Here is a 19,919-nt window from a genome sequence, read left to right on the forward strand (position 1 = left end):
TACCTTAATCATGTCACTTCTCATCTGTTTTCTCCTATCAATTAAATCTTACACTCCATGTTAACACTTTATAAAATAAAGTCAAGATAATTTTCAGAAAATTTTGTTAGTTAACAATTTTCTTTCTATTGAATATTGATATATCAACATTCCTTGGAGAAAAGATTTTTTTCTGCTAAAATATAAATAAATATGAAGTCATAAGTGTAAGGAGATAATATTGAGTCAGTTAAATAACTTTGAATTGGGAGAACTATTTCGTGATCTTAGATTAGCTAGAGGCTTAAAAATGAAAGATATTGCTAATGAACATCTCTCACAATCACAGTTATCAAAATTTGAGAATGGTCAAACCATGCTGTCAGCTGATAAATTATTAATTGCTATTTCTGCGATACACATGAGTTTAGCTGAGTTTGAACAAGCTTATCACCAATATGAATCTTCTTCATTCTTTAAACTTGCTCAAAAAGTTGCAAAATATCATTCTAAAAAAGATATCAAAGGACTTGAAAATATCTTATACACATATGATAAATTTACTGAATCAAATGATACCTACAATCAGCTCAATAAATTAGTTATCCACTGTGCTATTCACAATTTAAACCAAGATTACTTCATATCAAAAAAAGACGCAGAATTAATCACAACTTATCTTTATAGTATCGAAGAATGGACAGAGTATGAACTCTTTATCTTTGGTAACACTTTACAAATCTTATCGGATGAAGATCTTATCTTTCTTGCTAAAGCATTCACTAAGAGAGAATCTATTTATTTATCCACTCCAAACAACAGACATCGAGCACAGCTCGTACATTTAAATATTATTTTTACACTACTAGAAAGACAATTATTCTGTGACGCTAATTACTTCATTATCCAGCTTGAAAAATTATTAGACTCTCAAGATATGTTTGTAAAAACTATTCTTATGTTTCTAAGAATGGTGCTTAATTACCAAGAAGGAGAAAATAATATCAAAAACTTAGAAAACTATATTTTTTCCCTTAAAAATTTTGGTTACATAGAAATAGCAGATTTTCTTGAAGAAAATCTTCAATTATTACTTTATAAAAAGAAGTCTTGAAATGTTAAGACTTCTTTTTATAAATAAACATACTAAATAAAATAAGTAAAACAGCATATGCCAATAATCCAATATAAGCTAGGTGAATATTAATAGTTGATAGAGTTGGAAATATTAAACTTGTAACTGGAGGAGCTAATACTAAAAGAGAGTTAACGCTAGTCACTATCCCTCCAATTCTTTCAACAGGATATCGATTCACAACATCCGCTGAAAAGCGAGGCGAAACTATACCTAATAAAAAAGCAAGAAAAGCATTTCCACCCCAAATTATCCAAATACTATTCATTACAAACCCAAGTCCAACTAATAAAATCGCTAAATCAGCCAAGATATTAATAATAAAAATAGATTGCTTTTTGAATATCTTATTTGCTAAACCATTTCCTATAATCATAAAAAATGTGATGATTCCCGACAAAATTGAAATCTTTAAAGGCTTACTTAGAGTTGCAAGCTCACAATTTTCTTTGATAAATAAGGCAAATAATGGTGTTAAACCACCAAAAAAACCATTTAACATTGCTAACTGAACCAAATTGATAAAAAATACATGGTCAGTCAAAAATGATTTAAAATTCTCCTTAACAACCCGAAAAGCATTTTTTTCCTTGGAGATCGTCATATTGCTCTCGTACATCTTAAGTTGTGGATGAATCATCCAATAAAATATAGCAACTATTAAAAAAACTATAGCATTTGTCGCAGCCAAAGAAGATTCACTAAAAACTAATAACAAAGAAGCACCAATAAAAGTAGATAAAATCGTTACAAGTTGCGTTCCTAAACTAACAAGTCCTTGTGCCTCCTGCATATTTTCTGGTTTTACCAAAGTCTTGGTAAAAGGTGAGAATAACGCCGTTGAATAATTTCCGCTAACATCTGATAACAGATTAAAAAACGCTGCTAAAAAAATTAACATTACGGTCGGTGGGTATCTAAAAATAAAAGCAATACCAAGGTACATCAATACTCTAAAAAGTGAACTTGATACTAACTGACGCAATTTCTGTTCTTGCTTATCAGCAATAGGACCTAAAAATAGACTAATCAAAATTGGAAGAGTTTCTGAAGCTGACACAACCATAACAGCTAAACTAGCATCTTTCAAGGAAGCTGCTATAGTTAACATAGCTGTATAAAATAATCTATCCCCAACTTTTGAAAGCAAGTTTATGCCCACTAAACGTGAAAAAAGTTTATTATTTTTAAAAAAATATCGCATAAATTTCCTATATTTATTCTATTAATCAAATTAAAAATTCGTCTGTTCATCTGACTCAATTTTTAGTAGTTCAGAATATACTCTTGACTATGAATCATCAAAGAAATTATTCAATTCACTTAGCTACCTTTTAGAACTACTTTTTATCTGCTTTAATTTCAATTTTACTACCTCAACTTCTTTCAATAATCATAACACAGTAAAACTATATCTACAGTTTTTTTCAAATATGAATATTTCAAAAACACAAAAAAAGAAAGCACCGAAATGCTTTCTTTTATCTTTTATTAAATACTATATTATTCAACACTCATCAAGTATGGATAAACTGGTTGTTTACCGTCGTGAATTTCAACTTCAACATCTTCGTAAGTTGATTCAAGGTAATCAGCCATTTCTTCAGCCAATTCTTGACTTCCTTCTTCACCAACATAGATAGTGATAATTTCGCTATCTTCATCGATCATTTTCGCGAATGTTTCTTTCAAAGTAGCTGTCATATCAGGGTTTGAAACCACGATTTTACCATCAACCATACCAAGGTTGTCATCTTTGTGGATTTCAAGACCGTCGATAGAAGTATCACGAACAGCAAGTGTCACACTACCACTAACAACATCAGAAAGGCTAGCCGTCATAGCTTTAACATTTTCTTCCAATGATTGTGTTGGGTTGAAAGCTAACAAACTTGTAAATCCTTGAGGTACAGTACGTGTTTCAACAACTGCGGCTGGAACTTCAGACACTTCTGCTGCTGATTGTGCAGCCATAAAGATATTTTTGTTATTTGGCAAGATGATAACATTTTTAGCGTTAACAGCATCAATTGCTTTAACAATATCTTCTGTAGATGGGTTCATTGTTTGACCACCTGAGATAACGTAGTCAACACCTTGTGACTTAAAGATATCAGCTAATCCGTCACCAGCACATACTGCCACGATAGCGAAGTCTTTTTCTTCTTGGCTAACAGGTGCTGCTTGAGTTTTCTCAAGAACAGCATCGTGTTGGTTACGCATGTTATCAACTTTAACTTTTTTAAGAGCACCATACTTAAGACCTTCTTGAAGGACAAGACCTGGATCTTCTGTGTGGACGTGAACTTTAGCAATTTCATCATCGTTTACTAAGATAAGAGAATCACCTAAACCACTCAAAAAGCCTTGGAACTCTTCATAGTTGAATTCTTTAACGTAAGTAGGACCTTGTTTAAGAGCAACCATGATTTCTGTACAGTAACCATACTTGATATCTTCAGTTGCAACGTGTTCTGCTACTGATTTGTGGTGTTCAGCGTTAATCATTTCAGTCATAACTGCTGGAGTTGCTTTAAAGTCTTCAGAAGCAATGTATTCACCAGTCAATGCAGCCAAGAAACCTTCATAGATGAAGACCAAACCTTGACCACCTGAATCAACAACACCAACTTCTTTCAAAACAGGAAGCATTTCTGGTGTTTTAGCCAATGCGCCTTTAGCTCCATCAAGTGCTGCGCGCATAACTTCAACAGCATCATCAGTTTCTTCAGCTTTTTTAAGCGCAGCTGTAGCAGCACCACGAGAAACAGTCAAAATAGTACCTTCTACAGGTTTCATAACAGCTTTATAGGCTACTTCAACACCTGATTGGAAAGCATGAGCAAGATCTTTACCAGTCAATTCTTCTTTATCTTTGATTGCTTGACTAAATCCACGGAATAATTGAGATGTAATAACACCTGAGTTACCACGTGCTCCCATCAAAAGACCTTTTGAAAGGATTTGTCCAACTTCTCCAACAGTAGATGCAGGTTTATCTGCAACTTCTTTGGCACCATTTTCAATTGTCATTCCCATGTTAGTTCCTGTATCACCATCTGGTACAGGGAAAACGTTAAGGGAGTTTACATATTCTGCTTGATTTCCAAGACGGGTGCTAGCAGCTTGAACCATTTCTTGGAATAAACTTGTTGTAATATTTGACACTAATCTTCTCCTACAACTTTAATATTTTGTACGTAAACATTCACCATGTCTGCTGAAAGGCCAAGTTGATTTTCGAGGTTGAACTTGACACGTTCTTGAATGTTTTTTGATACCTCAGAAATTTTAACACCATATGACATTACAGTGTAAACATCGACTGAAATACCACTTTCTGTTGATTTGACAACAACACCTTTTGCGTAGTTTTCTTTACGCAGAAGCGCTTGAAAATTATCCTTAAGAGCACTCTTACTTGCCATACCAACAACACCAAAAATTTCTGTTGCTGAACCACCAACAACAGTTGCAATTACGTCGTCAGATAACTCAATTTGGCCATCTTTTGTATTAATTTTCACAGTCATATTTACTACCTCAAAAGTTTTTATCAGTTTATTTTACCATATATTAGCCGTATTGTAAAAAATTATGGAAAATTACCGGCTACAAAACAAAGAAAAAAGCCTTTCGGCTTTTATTTTATACGCGTTCAACTTTACCAGATTTAAGCGCACGAGCTGATGCCCAAACTTTTTTAGGTTTTCCATCTACAAGAATAGTAACTTTTTGAAGATTTGGTTTAACTGCACGTTTTGTTTTGTTCATTGCGTGTGAACGGTTGTTTCCTGATACAGTCTTACGACCTGTGAAATAACAAACTTTAGCCATTTTATCTGCGTCCTCCTACTTAGATTATAGGTGTTTTACACCACATACCATAAAATGATAACATATTGACCATATTTTAGCAAGCTTTTTAGCCAATAATCATTAAAATATTTTTAGAAAAAGCTCTCTATTTTCCAAAAATAAAAAGCCCCATCGGGACTTTTTTACCTCTTCTGCCGATTGCAGGAATTGAACCTACGACCTACGCGTTACGAGTGCGTTGCTCTACCGACTGAGCTAAATCGGCTAACAGGTTCATTATAGCACTCACTAAAAAAATGTCAACAAAAGAGTTAATTCTCCTATAAAATGTATCGAGAGCACAAAAAAACTTCCCAAAAGGGAAGTTTTTTCAACGAAACGAAGTCTGATTAAGCTTTGTTAGCTGAACCAAATACGTCGATACGTTCTTCAACAGCTTCAGTAATAGCTTCGAAACCTGGTTTCAAGAATTTACGTGGGTCGAAGAGTTTTTTCTTATCGTATTCTTCTTCGTTTGCTTCGTATTCAGCAACAAATTTACGAGTAGCTTTAGCGAATGCGATTTGGCATTCAGTGTTAACGTTAACTTTAGCTACACCAAGTTTGATAGCTGCTTGAATTTGATCGTCAGGGATACCTGATCCACCGTGCAATACGATTGGGAATCCTGGAACAGCAGCAGTTAATTTTTCAAGGTGATCAAGGTGAAGACCTTTCCAGTTTGCTGGGTATGGACCGTGGATGTTACCGATACCTGCTGCAAGGAAGTCGATTCCTGTAGCAACCATAGCTTTAGCATCTTCGATTGGAGCAAGTTCGCCGTCACCAACGATACCGTCTTCTTCACCACCGATAGTACCAACTTCAGCTTCAACTGAAACGCCTTTAGCGTGAGCTTTAGCTACAACTTCTTTAGCTTTTTCAAGGTTTTCTTCAAGTGGAAGGTGTGAACCGTCGAACATAACTGAAGTGTAACCAACTTCGATACATTCCAATGCATCTTCAAAGTGACCGTGATCAAGGTGAATAGCAACTGGTACAGTGATACCCATTGATTCTACAAGGTTTTCGATAAGTGTTTTACAAAGTTTGTAACCACCCATGTATTTTGCAGCACCCATAGAAGTTTGGATAAGAATTGGAGCTTTTTTAGCTTCTGCTGCACGCAAGATTGCTTGAGTCCATTCAAGGTTGTTTGTGTTAAATCCACCAACCGCATATCCGTTTTCACGGGCAGCTTTGATAAATTTTTCCGCTGAAACGATTGCCATTATATAGGCCTCCTATTTATTTTTTGGGATATACCCTTTTTATATGTACATTCTATCACAAATTAAAAAAGATTGCTAGCTTTACTTACAATTTGACTAATTTTCTGTGAAAAAAGCAGCGTAAAAAAGAAAATATTTTCATATATTCTCAAAGCTTTCATTTATTGCTTTCACCTATAATTTTACAGGCACAAAAAAAGACAAGCACTCTCTGGCTTGTCTACTCTGCGGAAAGAGGGACTTGAACCCTCACGATCTAAAGCGATCACAGGATCCTTAGTCCTGCGCGTCTGCCAATTCCGCCATTTCCGCTGTTCCTTAACAACATATAAAATTATATCAGCTATTCACATTCCTGTCAACACTATTTTTCAATTTTTTTGCAAAAAAGCTGAAATTGTTTCAATGTATGTTTTAGGATCACTTTCAAACGATTTGGCATGCGCAGCACCTTTAGCTATATAAAGGTCTTTATAGCCTTTTGTTGCACGATAGTTTTTGTAAACCATACTTGTTGGTACAAAGTAATCTTCACTTCCGTGGATAAAAAGAATTGGTCGCGTATTATTTTTTAATTGGTTAACACAACTTGCTTGCCCATAAGAAAAGCCTGCTCTAACTTTTGATACTGCAGAAACTTCATAAAGAATTGGAAAGGCTGGCAAATTATACATTGCTTTTGCTTGATATTTCAACTCATCCCAAACACTACTATAGCCGCAGTCTTCAATAATATTAACTACCTGTTTTGGTAAGTTTTCCTCACCTGAAGCCATCATAACAGAAGCTCCACCCATAGAAACTCCAAATAACGTAATTTGACTATCAGAATTTTCTTCAACCAATAACTGCGCCCATTTTACAATATTTAGACGATCATTCCATCCGTACCCGATGATTTGACCTTCACTGTCGCCATGGGACATATTATCTGGCATAAGGACATTGTAACCTAGTTCATGAAACATCCAGGCATAAGGTTTCATATCTTCTTTTGCGCTTGTAAAGCCGTGAACAACAATTGCTGTTTTATTTGTTTCAGTTGCTGCTGGAACATACCAAGCATCTTGCTTTAATCCTTGATTAGTCATCCATCGCGTTTCTTTTGTTAACTGATCAAAACTTTGTTCGTAAGTGTATAGACTACTATCTTTTGGACGTGGTTTATTGTTAATAAAAGATTTTTCCTCGCGAATTTGTGCAACATGGAAGAAATAAAAACTTGCTCCAACACTTGCTACAAACACCAGAGCAATTATCCATAACAAAATACTACGTTTCCTTATTCTTAATTTTCTCATGCTCACTATTATACTATTTTTTCTTGAAAAGGGAAGACTTCTAATGTAACAATAACATTAAATAAAAAACACCCTCTAAACCTTAGAAGTGGTTAGAAGGGTGTATATTATTTAGTAATTTCTACTATTATTTACTATTTTCAATTGCCGCTGTGACGAAGGCTGTGTAAAGTTCTTCTGGACGGTTTGGACGGCTTTGAAGTTCTGGGTGATATTGAGCAGCCACGAAGAATTTTTTCTCTGGCAATTCAACAACTTCCATCAAACGGTTATCTGGTGATACACCTGAGAAGACGAATCCAGCAGCTTCAAATTGTTCACGGAATTTAGTATTAAATTCGTAACGGTGACGGTGACGACGTTGCACAACTTCTTGGTTGTTGTAAGCTTGTGCAGCACGTGAACCTGGTTTCAATTTACATGGGTAAAGTCCAAGACGAAGTGTTCCACCCATGTCTTCAATATCGATTTGATCACGCATGATGTCGATGATTGGGTATTTAGTATCTGGATCAAGCTCAGCTGAGTTTGCTCCTTCCATATTCAAAACGTGACGAGCAAATTCCACACATGTTAATTGCATACCAAGACAGATACCAAGCATAGGAACATCTTTTTCACGTGCATAACGGATAGCTTCGATTTTACCTTCTGTACCACGTTGACCAAATCCACCAGGTACGATGATACCATCAGCATCACCAAGCATTTCTTCAACGTTATCAGCAGTAAGATCGTTAGCGTTAACCCATTTAAGATCAATAGCTGTATCGTTAACATAACCTGAGTGTTTAAGTGCTTCAACAACTGAAAGGTAAGCATCTGGCAATTCAACGTATTTACCAACAAGGGCAATTTTAGTTGATTTCTTAAGGTTCATGATCTTATCAACCATTGCAGACCATTCTGACATATCAGCTTTTGGTACATCAAGTTTCAAGTGATCACAAACGATTTGGTCCATGTTTTGAGCTTGCATGTTAAGTGGAATTTGGTAAATGTGATCCACATCAAGTGACTCAATAACAGCTTCTGGAGCAACGTCACAGAATTGCGCCAATTTATTTTTAATGCCTTGGCCAGCTGGTTTTTCAGTACGGATAACCAACATATTTGGTTGAATACCAAGTCCACGCAATTCTTTAACTGAGTGTTGTGTTGGTTTAGTTTTCATTTCACCAGCAGCTTTAAGATATGGAAGAAGTGTTGTGTGGATGTACATAACGTTATCAGCACCAACATCTGCTTTCATTTGGCGAAGCGCTTCAAGGAATGGAAGACTTTCGATATCACCAACTGTACCACCAACCTCTGTGATGATAACATCAGAGTCAGTAGTTGTTGCAGCACGTTTGATTTTTTCTTTCAATGCGTCAGTGATATGTGGAATAACTTGGACAGTTGCTCCAAGGTATTCACCTTTACGTTCTTTACGAAGAACTTCACTGTAGATTTTACCAGTTGTAACGTTAGAATATTTATTTAAGTTAATGTCGATGAAACGTTCATAGTGACCAAGGTCAAGATCAGTTTCAGCACCATCGTCTGTTACATAAACTTCACCGTGTTGATAAGGACTCATTGTACCTGGGTCAATGTTAATGTATGGGTCAAATTTTTGGATAGTCACTTTAAGACCACGATTTTTCAAAAGACGACCAAGACTTGCAGCAACGATTCCCTTACCGATAGAAGAAACAACACCACCAGTAACAAAAATATACTTAGTCATTAAATAAAACTCCTTTAAAATAAAAAATGATAGCAAACGATAAGTGCTTGAAAAATTGAAAGCGAAAGAAAATCAAATAATTAACAAAATTATTCGATAAATGAAAAAAAGCAAATGGCCATTTACTTTTAGGAAAACAAAAATAGCTCCCTAAAAAGTTAGGGAGCTTTTCTCCGACCTCTAAAAAAGAGGTGCCCGAATAATACTATAAACTATCCTGAGACTTTTGTCAAATGATATGAATAAGTTTTTTTAATTTAAATTTCGGCGCTTGAAACGATTATTCTTCGTCTAAATCATCATCTTCATCATCTTCTTCGTTGATATCAACGTCTTCATCCAAGTCATCATCTGGGATGATTTCGTTGATTTCTGAATCGTATGATTCAACTTCAGATTTTTCGTCATCTGGATTTTCATCATCGTATTCCATGTCTGAAGATTTAGCAGAGTAATCATCGTCTTCTGGATCATCATCTGAATAATCAATAGCGTCTTCATCACCATCCATAAAGGCATTAACGCGTTTACGTTTGCGTTTTGGTGCACCATTTTCGTCATCTTCAAGTGTGATGATTTCTTCGTCGATTTCATCGATAGCATACCATGAACGAAGTCCCCATTTGTTATCGCCAAGTGGAATAAAGCTTCCGTCAACGTTCAATGCAGAGTAAAAATATGGTAAAGCTTCACGAATGTCTGCGTCTGATTTTTCGAGGTAGTTTTGAATATCATTTACAAGATCGCTGAAATACATCTCATGATCACGTCCGCGTTCTTCTAAAATAGCACGAGCTACTTCGATCATTGAGAGTTCGCTTTTTTCTTGTCCAGCAAATACTTCTAATTCCAAGGTAATTCTCCTTATTAATCTTAGGATGTGAGCAAACAGCCACAAAAACCCTATTATCTTAATTTTCGTTACTCTCTATTTTACGCTAATTTTGTCAATTCGTCAAAAGATTTATAAGAATTTCTGATAAAGGGCATAAAAAGCCAAGTAATCTACTGATTACCTGACTTTATAACTATTTATCTAAGGATAAATTATTTTACTTTAGCAGTGCTTGTTACGACTTCAACAGCTTTCTTCATAGCGATGTCGTGTTTAAGCATATCTGCTGAAAGAAGGTTACGTACTTGTTCAACTTCCATGTTGTATTCTGAAGCAAGGTCGTTGATTTCTTTTTCGATTTCTTCATCAGAAGCTTCGAATCCTTCAGCTTTAGCGATAGCTTCGATAACAAGGTTAGTTTTAACACGTTTGTCAGCGTCAGCTTCGTATTGTTTGTGAAGATCTTCTTCAGTTGTACCAGTCAATTGGAAGTACATTTCTGGAGAGATACCTTGACGTTGCATGTTACCCATGAATTCGTTCATAGCGCGGTGAACTTCATCGTGAACCATTTCTTCTGGCAATTCAACGATTTCAGCGTTAGCAACAGCCAATTCAAGAGCAGCACCTTCAACAGCATCGTCAAATGCGATTTCTTTAGCTGATTCAAGTTCTTTACGGTATTTAGCTTTCAATTCGTCAAGAGTTTCAACTTCTTCATCGATATCTTTAGCCAATTCGTCGTCAAGAGCTGGAACTTCTTTAGCTTTAACTTCGTGAACAGTTGTTACGAATTTAGCAGCTTTACCAGCAAGATCTTCAGCTTGGTAGTTTTCTGGGAATGTTACGTTAACTTCTACAGTTTCACCTGCTTTAGAACCAACTAATTGGTCTTCGAAACCAGGGATAAATTGACCTGAGCCAAGTTCAAGTGAGAAGTTTTCACCTTTACCACCGTCGAATTCAACACCGTCAACTGAACCAACGAAGTCGATAACAACAGTATCACCAAGTTCTGCAGCACCTTCTTTAACGATAAGTTCTGCAAGGTTGTTGCGTTCGCGTTCAACTTTTTCGTCAACTTCAGCATCAGTTACTTCTTTAGAAGCTTCTACTGAAACTTCAAGGTTTTTGTAGTCACCAAGTTTAACTTCTGGTTTTGTAACAACTTCTGCAGTCAATGTCCATTCTTGACCTTTTTCCATTGATTGGATGTCAATTTTTGGTTGAGCAACAACATCAAGGCTAAGTTCTGCAACTGCTGCTTGGTATGCTTCTGGAAGAAGTGCGTTCAATGCATCTTCGTAAAGAGCTTCTTCACCAAATTGTTGGTTAAATACGGCACGTGGCATGTGACCTTTACGGAATCCAGGTGCATTCAAATTTTTCTTAACTTTGTTGAAAGCTTGATCAAGAGCTGGTTTGATTTTATCTTGACCGATTGTGAATGTAATCACGCCACGGTTAGTAGCTTTGTTTTCAAATGATACAGACATGAAGTCATTTCTCCTTAAAATTTTATATACAGTTTAGTTTACCATATTTTACGGGCTTTTTAAAGTTTTTTGTGCAAAAATCACCGGCAATTTAGTTGCCAATTCTTTCCAGTTTTCCAATCGAATCACACCAAAAGCTTGCCTGAGATTCATTTTTTTAATAAACTAAGGATATGAACATTATCTCAAAATATATCGAGCAACTTCAAGTAGAAGAAATTGCTGTAGAAATATTTTCTAAACTTGTTTCATTACTTCTACTCTTTGTTTTCTTCTTGATTGCTAAACGTGTTGCGAACTTTATTTTTAAACACGCAATCGAAAAATCAATTACCCTTTCTCGTCAAACAGAAGCTCGTCAAAAAACAATTATCAAGCTCTTGCATAATATCATGAGCTACACGATTTACTTTTTCTTACTCTATTGGGTACTAAGTATTATAGGCGTTCCCGTTTCTAGTCTACTTGCCGGGGCCGGACTTGCTGGTGTTGCACTTGGACTTGGTGCACAAGGATTTTTAACTGACCTTGTCAATGGATTTTTCATACTTCTGGAAAATCAATTTGAAGTTGGAGATTCAGTAGTCATCGGTTCGATTGAAGGAAATATCTCAAGTGTTGGTATCCGTACCACACAGATTCGTGGTTTCGATGGTACTTTGCACTTTATCCCCAATCGTAACATTACAGTCGTTTCAAATAAATCACGTGGTGATATGCGTGTACAAATCGATATTCCAATCTACGCTCATACTGACTTAGAAAAAGTTTCAGATATTATTAAAACAATTAACCAAGAGCAATTAGAAAATTACCCTGAAATCGTTGGTAGTCCAACAATTCTTGGACCACGTACTAACAGCACAGCTCAGTTGGTGTTCCGTATTGACATTTTCGTTCAAAACGGTAAACAAAGTTACATCTACTCAAACTTTTATCGTCTTTACCAGGAAGCTCTTTTGGAAAATGACATTCATTTGCCAACAATGTACGCTAACCCAACTCTTACCAAATAATTTAAGTATCAAAAAGGTTGAAGCCACTTAACTTCAACCTTTTCTTTTTTTAAAATTTTCGAATAGGATCTGCTGTATAAGTTGCACGCGCCCCACCGATTAATTTTGGTCGGCTAGCAAGCGCTGTAACATGAGCACCGCCTAATTCACGTTGGATAGGAATTAGTGGAACTTGCACGCGCTTCACATGCATACCAATAAAAGTATCTCCAATATCTAAACCAGCATGTGCCACAATTTCTTCAACTTCAACTGGGTCTTGCATAAATTTAAAAGCAGCTACTTGTCCACTACCACCAGCATGTAAATTAGGGATAACATTAACAATCTCTAAATCTTTATTTTCAGCTAATTCACGTTCAACTGTTAAAGCACGATTTAAATGTTCACACCCCTGAACAGCTAGGTAAATTCCTCGCGCATTCAATTCTTCGAGAATTGTTTTAACAATCACTTCACCAATTTCAGCGCTGCTATTTTTACCAATTAAACCACCTGCTACCTCGCTAGAAGATAAACCAAGCACAAAAATTTGTCCTTTTTTAATCGCAGATCGTTCAATAATATCAACAACAATTGCTCGTGTTTGTTTTGCTAATGCTTCTAAGTTCATTTCAAGCCTCCAATTTAATTACTTTTCAAAACGTCGATAAGCCAAGTAATAAACCAAATAACCGACTAACATACCAAAGAAGTTTTGTAAAAGATTCCCTGGAATGCTAGCCCAAGCTGCACCCCAACCATACCCTAAAAGTAGAGCTGCCAAGAAATACCAACCCACCATAGCGATACTAGATAAGACAAGTCCCAAAAAACGTTTTTTGCCAATCCACCCCGCAAAATAACCTTGAGTGCCATGAGCAATCAAGCTATGAAGCATATATTGAGGATAACCTAGCAATAGATCAATCAAAAATCCTGATAAACCGCCAACAACAGCACCAGACTTTGCCCCTAAGTAGTAAGCCGTGAAATAAATCCCAACGTCAAGAAGTGTTAAATAACCTGTCGGTGTTGGAATATGAATATAAGCTAGAACCACACTTAAAGCAGTCAAAACAGCTAAGAGGGTTAACGTTTGTGTCTTAGTCTTCTTCATAATTTTGTTTCACCCCATATTGATCTGAATGACGAATTGCTTGGAAAACAAAGTCCTTAGACAATGCCACAGCTTCTTTCGGAGATTTCCCTAAAACAATTTGACTTGCAATACTTGATGCGAAAGTACAACCAGCGCCAATATTATTCGTATCAAGAACAGGCGTTTCAAAAATAGAAATTTCTTTACCATCATAAAAGACATCAATCGCCTTTTCCTCACTCAAACGATTGCCACCTTTGATGACAACATTCTTAGCGCCTAACTCATGTAAACATTTAGCAGCAGCTTTCATATCATCTAAAGATTTGATTGACATTTGGGTCAATAGCTCAGCTTCCACCAAATTTGGTGTAACAATTGTGGTATAAGGAAAAAACTTCAAAAGTTCATCACGCAAAGCTGAAACCTCAACATCATGTTTTTCTTTACAAACCAAAACAGGGTCTAAAACCACTGGAATTTCTGTGTGCTTTTTAACAAAATCAAGCGCTAAATCAGCAACTTTAACGTTTGGTAGCAAACCTAGTTTAATCCCTGAAAAAGGAACATCTTTGAGACTATTTAATTGATGAGAAAAGATTGCCTCATCTGTCGCAAAGACCTCAAAACCTTTATCTGTTAAAGCTGTTAAACAAGTGACAGCTAAAAAACCATGTAAATGATTAGTAGTGTAAGTCGCCAAATCAGCATAAAGGCCACCACCACTAAAAATGTCATTCCCAGAAATCGCTAAAACGTACTTATTCGTCATAAATAATCTCCTTCAAATAAAGACCATTTCCCGCTGCCGTAGGACCAGCTAAATCACGATTTTTAGACTCTAGAACAGTTCTAATCTGACTAACTGGCATACGGCCATTCCCAATTTTCAGCAAAGTTCCAACCATATTACGAACCTGCTTATAAAGGAAACCATTTCCACTGAAAGTAAAGACAAAGAAGCCAGTTTTTTCATCAATCGTAACCGTTGCGCGCGTAATCGTACGAACTTTATTTTCTACAGAAGTCCCTGAAGCTGTAAATCCCGTAAAGTCATGAGTCCCAACTAAATCCTTTATCGCTTCCTGCATCAAAGACAAATCCAAAGGATATGGATAGTGCGTCGCATAGTGACGCATCATGGGATTTTTGGGACGACCAGCATCGACTAAAAATTCATAAGTTTTACTGTGCTTGTTATAGCGAGAATGAAACTCATCACTGACTTGTTCAATTTTTACAACATCAATATCTTCTGGAGATTGTGTGTCTAAACCAAAACGTAATTTTTCCACATCTCGCAATTGTGGTAAATCAAAATGAACCACTTGCCCATAAGCATGAACACCAGAATCCGTACGGCCAGCACCATGTACTTTAACAGGATTGCCGCTATTTAATCTTTGTAACGTTTTTTCAAGTTCTTCTTGAACTGAACGTTCACTCGGCTGACGCTGAAAACCAGCAAAAAGTCTACCGTCATAAGAAATTGTTGCTTTATATCTTACCATGTGTGTATTTTATCATCTTCCTAGGAGACTTTCCAGAAAATTTAGAACAGACTGTCCCCGTACAGATTTTAACATAAAAAAAGAGATTGGAAAACAGAGTCCAGTCTCAATTTTTTAAGCCTGTAAACAAGCAGCAATACTTCTAGCAAGTCCTGAAGGATTTTCCCAAGCCATTGAATGCCCTGCTTCTTCAACAATTTCCAAGGGAATATTAGCCTCAGATAAGCTATCATAATCAGCATCTGGTAAAGAATTTCTTCCAAAAATAACTGTCTTTGGTAATTTCAGCCCATACAATAACTGACGCCAAGATTGCTCTCCACCTTGCACAGCATTAACTGATAGTCGATAAACAGCATAAGGTGCCCACTGTGCTAAGGTTGCTGCCCACATATTATTTCCAGATATTTGACTATCTTCTAACACCTTAGAAAATCCAAAATCAATAAAATCTTTCTCAGAATATGTCGCAATTTCAAAACTTGAACTTCCAGAAACGCTCACATCTAGATTAGGTTCACTTAGAATTAACTTCTCAACTCTATCTAAACAAAGGTTAGCTAACTCAATAGCAATTGGCCCACCTAAGCTATGACCAAAAATCGTAAGATTTGTTAATTCCAATGATTCAACAAAAGATTTCAAATAAGCAGCATGAGAACTGACACGATAATCAAAGTCTTCCGGCTTATCACTGTAACCTGCTCCCAACAAATCAATAAGTATGCAACGATGATTTTTTAAACACTCCTGAGAAACAACTTCTCCGTAGTCAAAAGACCCTGCACACCCTAAACCATGTATAAATAAAATTGTACTACTTTCACCTGGAAAATCTTGATAGCGCATATATGCATTTTGGTCGTCAATAAAGTATTCTTTCATAATCTCCCCTTCATAAAAAAAGAGACCGGAAAATAGATTCCAATCTCTTTTTAGTTTTCAATTATTCACCATCAAAGGCGTCTTTAACTTTGTTGAAGAAACCTTTTTTCTTAGGATTTCCAACTTTGTCGCCACCGGCTTGCGCAAATTGTTTAAGAGCTTCAACTTGTGCATCGTTAAGTTTTGTTGGTGTCACAATATTAACAGTAACGTGTTGGTCACCTTGACCGCCACCACGTAATTTTGGAGCACCTTTACCACGAAGTCGGAAAGTCTTACCAGTTTGAGTACCAGCTGGAATTGTCATTTCAACATCACCATGGACAGTTGGTACTTCGACAGTGTCACCAAGAGCTGCTTGAACAAAGCTGATATTCATTGTGTAGTAAATTGTTGAACCATTACGTTCAAATTTATTACTTGGTAAAACATTGATGATAACAAAGAGGTCACCATAAGGTCCACCGTTAAAGCCGGCTTCACCTTGACCTTGCAAGCGAATTTGTTGACCTGTTTCAACACCTGCTGGAATTTTAACAGACACTTTGTGTGTTTTCTTTTCGTGTCCAGTTCCGTGACAAGTATGACATGGCTCTTTGATTTCTTTACCTGTACCATGACAGACGTCACAAGTTACTTGGCGACGCATCATACCAAGAGGTGTTTGTGTATCAACATTAATCACACCTGAACCATGACAGCGACTACATGTCACAGGGCTAGTTCCAGGTTTTGCACCTGAACCTGAACATGTTGAACATGTTGATTCACGGTTGTAAGCAACTTCTTTTTCAACACCAAAGACAGCTTCTTCGAATGTCAAGTTAACACGGTATTGAAGGTCATCACCTTGGCGAGGCGCATTAGGATTGCGCATTCCTCCGCCACCACCAAAGAAACTTGAGAAAATATCTTCAAAGCCACCAAAGCCAGCTCCATCGAAACCGCCAAAACCACCAGCTCCGCCGTTAAAGCCACCGTTAGCTCCAGCAGGACCGTATTGGTCGTAAGCTGCACGTTTTTGCTCATCACCTAGAGTCTCGTAAGCTTCTTGAACTTCTTTATATTTTTCTTCTGCGCCAGGTTCTTTATTAATATCTGGGTGATATTTTTTAGACATTTTGCGGTATGCTTTTTTAATTTCAGCTTGCGAAGCGTCTTTAGATACACCCAAACGATCGTAAAATTCTGTATTGTTCATATTAAATACCTTAATTATTTCTTATTCTGACAAAATTTAGCACTTTAAAATCAGCCATAGGGCAATGTTGAAATGCTGCTATAAATTTAGATTCTTGAAACTCATCAAATATGTTCAAAGCAAGACTTAAATTCTGCAAAATCTTCGTCTGACATATTGAAAATCAAATTTTCTGAAGGCTTATCAACCAATTCTACATCATCACACAATCCTAAATTAGCTAATATTTTCTTAGCAAATTCCTGATGTGCGAAACCAATAGCTGTAACAATGTTTTTATCCTGATGAATTGCCTTTGGAATGAAATTTTCTCTAGAAAGAAAGTCAAAATACCCGAAGAAATTTTGCCATATACCACCAGTAAAAGTAGTATTCTCCAATAATCCAGCCTTCGATAATAGAATCGGCGCTGACGATATAGCCGCAACTAGTATCGATTTCCCTTTTAGTTGTTTTAAAAACTGAATCAAAGTATTATCTTTCAACGCAGAAGTAAAATCTGACATTCCTGGTAAAACAACACACGAATAATCATCTAGATTAACTTCATCAAATGCCTTTGTCGCCTGACAAATCAAACCATCTTCAGAAATCACACTTTCTTTGTTAGAAGAAATATAATCGACTTTAATACCATATTGCAATACTAAGCTACTGGTCAAATCAACTATTTCATACAATGAAAAGTTCGGGTAAATCACACAAGCAACTTTTTTCATTCTGAACTCCAAATTAATCAGCATTCTACCCAAAAGCAGAGGCTGGGTTGCAACCTCTGCATTTAGATTTATGTTTTCAACTTTTGAGTTTCAACCCAATGTCATTTGTCTAGAAGACTAAATTATTTTTCAGTGAATTCACCGTCTACAACGTCGTCACCATTGTTTTTAGATGAGTCAGCTGATTGAGCACCTTCAGCACCTTGTGCTGCTTGTTGTGCTGCAGCAGCTTGTTCATACATTTTCACTGCAAGTGCTTGAGCTTTTTCGTTAAGAGCTTCAAGTTTAGATTTCATATCTTCAAGGTTGTTAGCTTCTTGAGCTGCTTTCAATTCATCAAGAGCTGATTGAGCAGCGTCACGTTCTGTATCAAAGCCTTTACCTTCAGTTTCTTTGATTGTTTTTTCTGTTGCAAAGATTGCTTGGTCAACTTCGTTACGAAGATCAACTTCTTCTTTACGTTTAGCATCAGCTTCTGCATTAGCTTCTGCGTCTTTCATCATTTTTTCAATTTCTTCATCAGTCAAACCTGAGTTAGATTGAATAACGATGTGTTGTTCTTTTTGAGTACCAAGGTCTTTAGCTTTAACAGATACAATACCGTTTTTATCGATATCAAATGTTACTTCGATTTGTGGGATACCACGAGGTGCAGCTGGGATATCAGTCAATTGGAAGCGACCAAGAGTTTTGTTATCTGCAGCCATTGGACGTTCACCTTGAAGAACGTGGATATCTACAGCTGGTTGGTTATCAGCAGCTGTTGAGAAGACTTGTGATTTAGAAGTTGGGATTGTAGTGTTACGGTCAATAAGTTTTGTAAATACACCACCCATAGTTTCGATACCAAGTGACAATGGAGTAACGTCAAGAAGAACAACGTCTTTAACATCACCAGTGATAACACCACCTTGGATAGCAGCACCCATAGCAACTACTTCATCAGGGTTAACTGATTTGTTTGGTTCTTTACCAGTTTCAGCTTTAACAGCTTCAACAACGGCAGGAATACGAGTTGAACCACCAACAAGGATTACTTCGTCAATTTCTGAGATTGAAAGACCAGCATCTGAAAGTGCTTGACGAACTGGTGTTTTAGTACGTTCGATAAGGTCACGAGTCAAATCATCAAATTTAGCACGTGAAAGGCTTGTTTCCAAGTGAAGAGGTCCAGCAGCTCCTGCAGTGATGAATGGAAGTGAGATTTGTGTTTGAGTAACACCAGAAAGATCTTTTTTAGCTTTTTCAGCAGCATCTTTCAAACGTTGAAGAGCCATTTTATCTTGGCTAAGGTCAATACCGTTTTCGTTCTTGAATTCAGCAACTAACCAATCAATAATTTTTTGGTCGAAGTCGTCACCACCAAGTTTGTTATCACCTGCTGTAGCAAGTACGTCGAATACACCATCACCAAGTTCAAGGATTGATACGTCGAATGTACCACCACCAAGGTCGAATACCAAGATTTTTTCATCTTTATCAGTTTTATCAAGACCATATGCAAGAGCAGCTGCAGTTGGTTCGTTGACGATACGTTCTACTTCAAGACCAGCGATTTTACCAGCGTCTTTAGTTGCTTGACGTTGAGCATCGTTGAAGTATGCAGGAACTGTGATAACTGCTTTTGTTACTTTTTCACCAAGGTAATCTTCAGCGTAACCTTTAAGGTATTGAAGAATCATTGCTGAGATTTCTTGTGGAGTATATTCTTTACCGTTTGCAGATACTTTTTCAGAAGTACCCATTTTAGATTTGATAGAGATAACTGTATCTGGGTTTGTTACTGCTTGACGTTTTGCAGCATCACCAACAATGATTTCACCATTTTTGAATGAAACAACTGATGGAGTTGTACGGTTACCTTCTGGGTTAGCAATGATTTTTGATTCAGTTCCTTCAAGAACTGCAACAGCTGAGTTTGTTGTACCTAAGTCAATA

19 protein-coding genes and 2 tRNA genes are annotated in these 19,919 nt (G+C 36.6%); 2 read left to right on the forward strand and 19 right to left on the reverse strand.

Translation table 11 applies throughout. The features are described from left to right. The first annotated feature begins 220 nt into the window (after positions 1-220). Positions 221-1,093 carry an Rgg/GadR/MutR family transcriptional regulator gene (locus B4D49_RS02455; protein ID WP_286783081.1) on the forward strand — a complete coding sequence of 291 codons (873 nt, stop codon included), beginning with the start codon at positions 221-223 and terminating at the stop codon, positions 1,091-1,093. Positions 1,094-1,097: 4 nt separating this feature from the next. On the opposite strand, the gene B4D49_RS02460 is transcribed toward B4D49_RS02455, so the two are convergent. The 11 genes from B4D49_RS02460 to tig form a co-directional block, all read right to left on the reverse strand. After that, positions 1,098-2,318, reverse strand: a complete 1,221-nt coding sequence (locus B4D49_RS02460) for an MFS transporter (protein ID WP_286783082.1) — start codon at positions 2,316-2,318, stop codon at positions 1,098-1,100. Between the two features lie 299 nt (positions 2,319-2,617). Next, complete coding sequence (locus B4D49_RS02465; protein ID WP_132869944.1) at positions 2,618-4,282, reverse strand: DAK2 domain-containing protein; 1,665 nt, start codon at positions 4,280-4,282, stop codon at positions 2,618-2,620. Continuing rightward, a complete protein-coding gene (locus B4D49_RS02470; protein ID WP_003063261.1) occupies positions 4,282-4,647 on the reverse strand; it encodes an Asp23/Gls24 family envelope stress response protein in 366 nt (121 codons plus the stop codon). Before B4D49_RS02470 ends, B4D49_RS02465 begins: the two co-directional genes overlap by 1 nt. 115 nt (positions 4,648-4,762) lie before the next feature. Further along, entirely contained in the window at positions 4,763-4,951 is a 189-nt protein-coding gene (gene rpmB / locus B4D49_RS02475) for a 50S ribosomal protein L28 (protein WP_002885786.1), read from the reverse strand. A 174-nt stretch (positions 4,952-5,125) separates the two neighbouring features. Then, positions 5,126-5,198: transfer RNA gene (locus tag B4D49_RS02480), tRNA-Thr, on the reverse strand. 124 nt (positions 5,199-5,322) lie between these two features. Then, on the reverse strand, positions 5,323-6,204 hold the full coding sequence (locus B4D49_RS02485) for a class II fructose-bisphosphate aldolase (protein WP_199544961.1): 882 nt from the start codon (positions 6,202-6,204) through the stop codon (positions 5,323-5,325). A 226-nt stretch (positions 6,205-6,430) separates the two neighbouring features. Next, a tRNA-Leu gene (locus B4D49_RS02490) sits at positions 6,431-6,516 on the reverse strand. A 59-nt stretch (positions 6,517-6,575) separates the two neighbouring features. Next, positions 6,576-7,505, reverse strand: coding sequence for an alpha/beta hydrolase (locus B4D49_RS02495; RefSeq protein ID WP_286783083.1), 930 nt, complete (start codon positions 7,503-7,505; stop codon positions 6,576-6,578). Positions 7,506-7,632: 127 nt separating this feature from the next. Then, complete coding sequence (locus B4D49_RS02500; protein WP_132868813.1) at positions 7,633-9,237, reverse strand: CTP synthase; 1,605 nt, start codon at positions 9,235-9,237, stop codon at positions 7,633-7,635. A 280-nt stretch (positions 9,238-9,517) separates the two neighbouring features. After that, complete coding sequence (rpoE, locus tag B4D49_RS02505) at positions 9,518-10,090, reverse strand: DNA-directed RNA polymerase subunit delta (RefSeq protein ID WP_286783084.1); 573 nt, start codon at positions 10,088-10,090, stop codon at positions 9,518-9,520. 194 nt (positions 10,091-10,284) lie between these two features. Next, a complete protein-coding gene (gene tig / locus B4D49_RS02510) occupies positions 10,285-11,568 on the reverse strand; it encodes a trigger factor (RefSeq protein ID WP_074482811.1) in 1,284 nt (427 codons plus the stop codon). A gap of 173 nt (positions 11,569-11,741) precedes the next feature. Between tig and B4D49_RS02515 the strand changes: the two genes are divergently transcribed. Continuing rightward, entirely contained in the window at positions 11,742-12,584 is an 843-nt protein-coding gene (locus B4D49_RS02515; RefSeq protein ID WP_199544957.1) for a mechanosensitive ion channel family protein, read from the forward strand. Positions 12,585-12,633: 49 nt separating this feature from the next. Here the strand turns inward: B4D49_RS02515 and B4D49_RS02520 are convergent, their stop codons facing one another. The 8 genes from B4D49_RS02520 to dnaK all read right to left on the reverse strand — a co-directional run bounded on the left by B4D49_RS02520 (position 12,634) and on the right by dnaK (position 19,918). Continuing rightward, positions 12,634-13,197 carry a TIGR01440 family protein gene (locus tag B4D49_RS02520; protein WP_199544955.1) on the reverse strand — a complete coding sequence of 188 codons (564 nt, stop codon included), beginning with the start codon at positions 13,195-13,197 and terminating at the stop codon, positions 12,634-12,636. An 18-nt stretch (positions 13,198-13,215) separates the two neighbouring features. Further along, on the reverse strand, positions 13,216-13,683 hold the full coding sequence (locus B4D49_RS02525; protein ID WP_199544953.1) for an ECF transporter S component: 468 nt from the start codon (positions 13,681-13,683) through the stop codon (positions 13,216-13,218). After that, entirely contained in the window at positions 13,670-14,437 is a 768-nt protein-coding gene (locus B4D49_RS02530; protein WP_199544951.1) for a bifunctional hydroxymethylpyrimidine kinase/phosphomethylpyrimidine kinase, read from the reverse strand. The genes B4D49_RS02525 and B4D49_RS02530 overlap by 14 nt, the downstream gene beginning before the upstream one ends. Next, positions 14,427-15,176, reverse strand: a complete 750-nt coding sequence (gene truA / locus B4D49_RS02535) for a tRNA pseudouridine(38-40) synthase TruA (RefSeq protein ID WP_074482805.1) — start codon at positions 15,174-15,176, stop codon at positions 14,427-14,429. Before truA ends, B4D49_RS02530 begins: the two co-directional genes overlap by 11 nt. A 114-nt stretch (positions 15,177-15,290) precedes the next feature. Continuing rightward, positions 15,291-16,061, reverse strand: a complete 771-nt coding sequence (locus tag B4D49_RS02540) for an alpha/beta fold hydrolase (protein ID WP_286783085.1) — start codon at positions 16,059-16,061, stop codon at positions 15,291-15,293. Positions 16,062-16,122: 61 nt separating this feature from the next. Further along, the gene (gene dnaJ, locus B4D49_RS02545) at positions 16,123-17,262 is read right to left on the reverse strand and encodes a molecular chaperone DnaJ (RefSeq protein ID WP_039691974.1); all 1,140 of its coding nucleotides are present in this window, start codon (positions 17,260-17,262) and stop codon (positions 16,123-16,125) included. Positions 17,263-17,366: 104 nt separating this feature from the next. Further along, positions 17,367-17,981, reverse strand: coding sequence for a DJ-1/PfpI family protein (locus tag B4D49_RS02550; RefSeq protein WP_157327668.1), 615 nt, complete (start codon positions 17,979-17,981; stop codon positions 17,367-17,369). Positions 17,982-18,103: 122 nt separating this feature from the next. Then, entirely contained in the window at positions 18,104-19,918 is a 1,815-nt protein-coding gene (dnaK, locus tag B4D49_RS02555; protein ID WP_286783086.1) for a molecular chaperone DnaK, read from the reverse strand. Position 19,919 lies beyond the last annotated feature (1 nt).

Origin of the sequence: Streptococcus sp. UBA4344 (assembly GCF_002393675.1) — a bacterium.
Taxonomy (GTDB): domain Bacteria; phylum Bacillota; class Bacilli; order Lactobacillales; family Streptococcaceae; genus Streptococcus; species Streptococcus vicugnae.

Bases quoted from the DNA above. Each gene is read 5' to 3' on its own strand.
- B4D49_RS02460 (WP_286783082.1), bottom strand. From the start codon at position 2,318: ATGCGATATTTTTTTAAAAATAATAAACTTTTTTCACGTTTAGTGGGC.
- B4D49_RS02470 (WP_003063261.1), bottom strand. From the start codon at position 4,647: ATGACTGTGAAAATTAATACAAAAGATGGCCAAATTGAGTTATCTGAC.
- rpmB (WP_002885786.1), bottom strand. From the start codon at position 4,951: ATGGCTAAAGTTTGTTATTTCACAGGTCGTAAGACTGTATCAGGAAAC.
- B4D49_RS02485 (WP_199544961.1), bottom strand. From the start codon at position 6,204: ATGGCAATCGTTTCAGCGGAAAAATTTATCAAAGCTGCCCGTGAAAAC.
- B4D49_RS02495 (WP_286783083.1), bottom strand. From the start codon at position 7,505: ATGAGAAAATTAAGAATAAGGAAACGTAGTATTTTGTTATGGATAATT.
- B4D49_RS02500 (WP_132868813.1), bottom strand. From the start codon at position 9,237: ATGACTAAGTATATTTTTGTTACTGGTGGTGTTGTTTCTTCTATCGGT.
- tig (WP_074482811.1), bottom strand. From the start codon at position 11,568: ATGTCTGTATCATTTGAAAACAAAGCTACTAACCGTGGCGTGATTACA.
- B4D49_RS02515 (WP_199544957.1), top strand. From the start codon at position 11,742: ATGAACATTATCTCAAAATATATCGAGCAACTTCAAGTAGAAGAAATT.
- B4D49_RS02520 (WP_199544955.1), bottom strand. From the start codon at position 13,197: ATGAACTTAGAAGCATTAGCAAAACAAACACGAGCAATTGTTGTTGAT.
- B4D49_RS02525 (WP_199544953.1), bottom strand. From the start codon at position 13,683: ATGAAGAAGACTAAGACACAAACGTTAACCCTCTTAGCTGTTTTGACT.
- B4D49_RS02530 (WP_199544951.1), bottom strand. From the start codon at position 14,437: ATGACGAATAAGTACGTTTTAGCGATTTCTGGGAATGACATTTTTAGT.
- truA (WP_074482805.1), bottom strand. From the start codon at position 15,176: ATGGTAAGATATAAAGCAACAATTTCTTATGACGGTAGACTTTTTGCT.
- B4D49_RS02540 (WP_286783085.1), bottom strand. From the start codon at position 16,061: ATGAAAGAATACTTTATTGACGACCAAAATGCATATATGCGCTATCAA.
- dnaJ (WP_039691974.1), bottom strand. From the start codon at position 17,262: ATGAACAATACAGAATTTTACGATCGTTTGGGTGTATCTAAAGACGCT.
- B4D49_RS02550 (WP_157327668.1), bottom strand. From the start codon at position 17,981: ATGAAAAAAGTTGCTTGTGTGATTTACCCGAACTTTTCATTGTATGAA.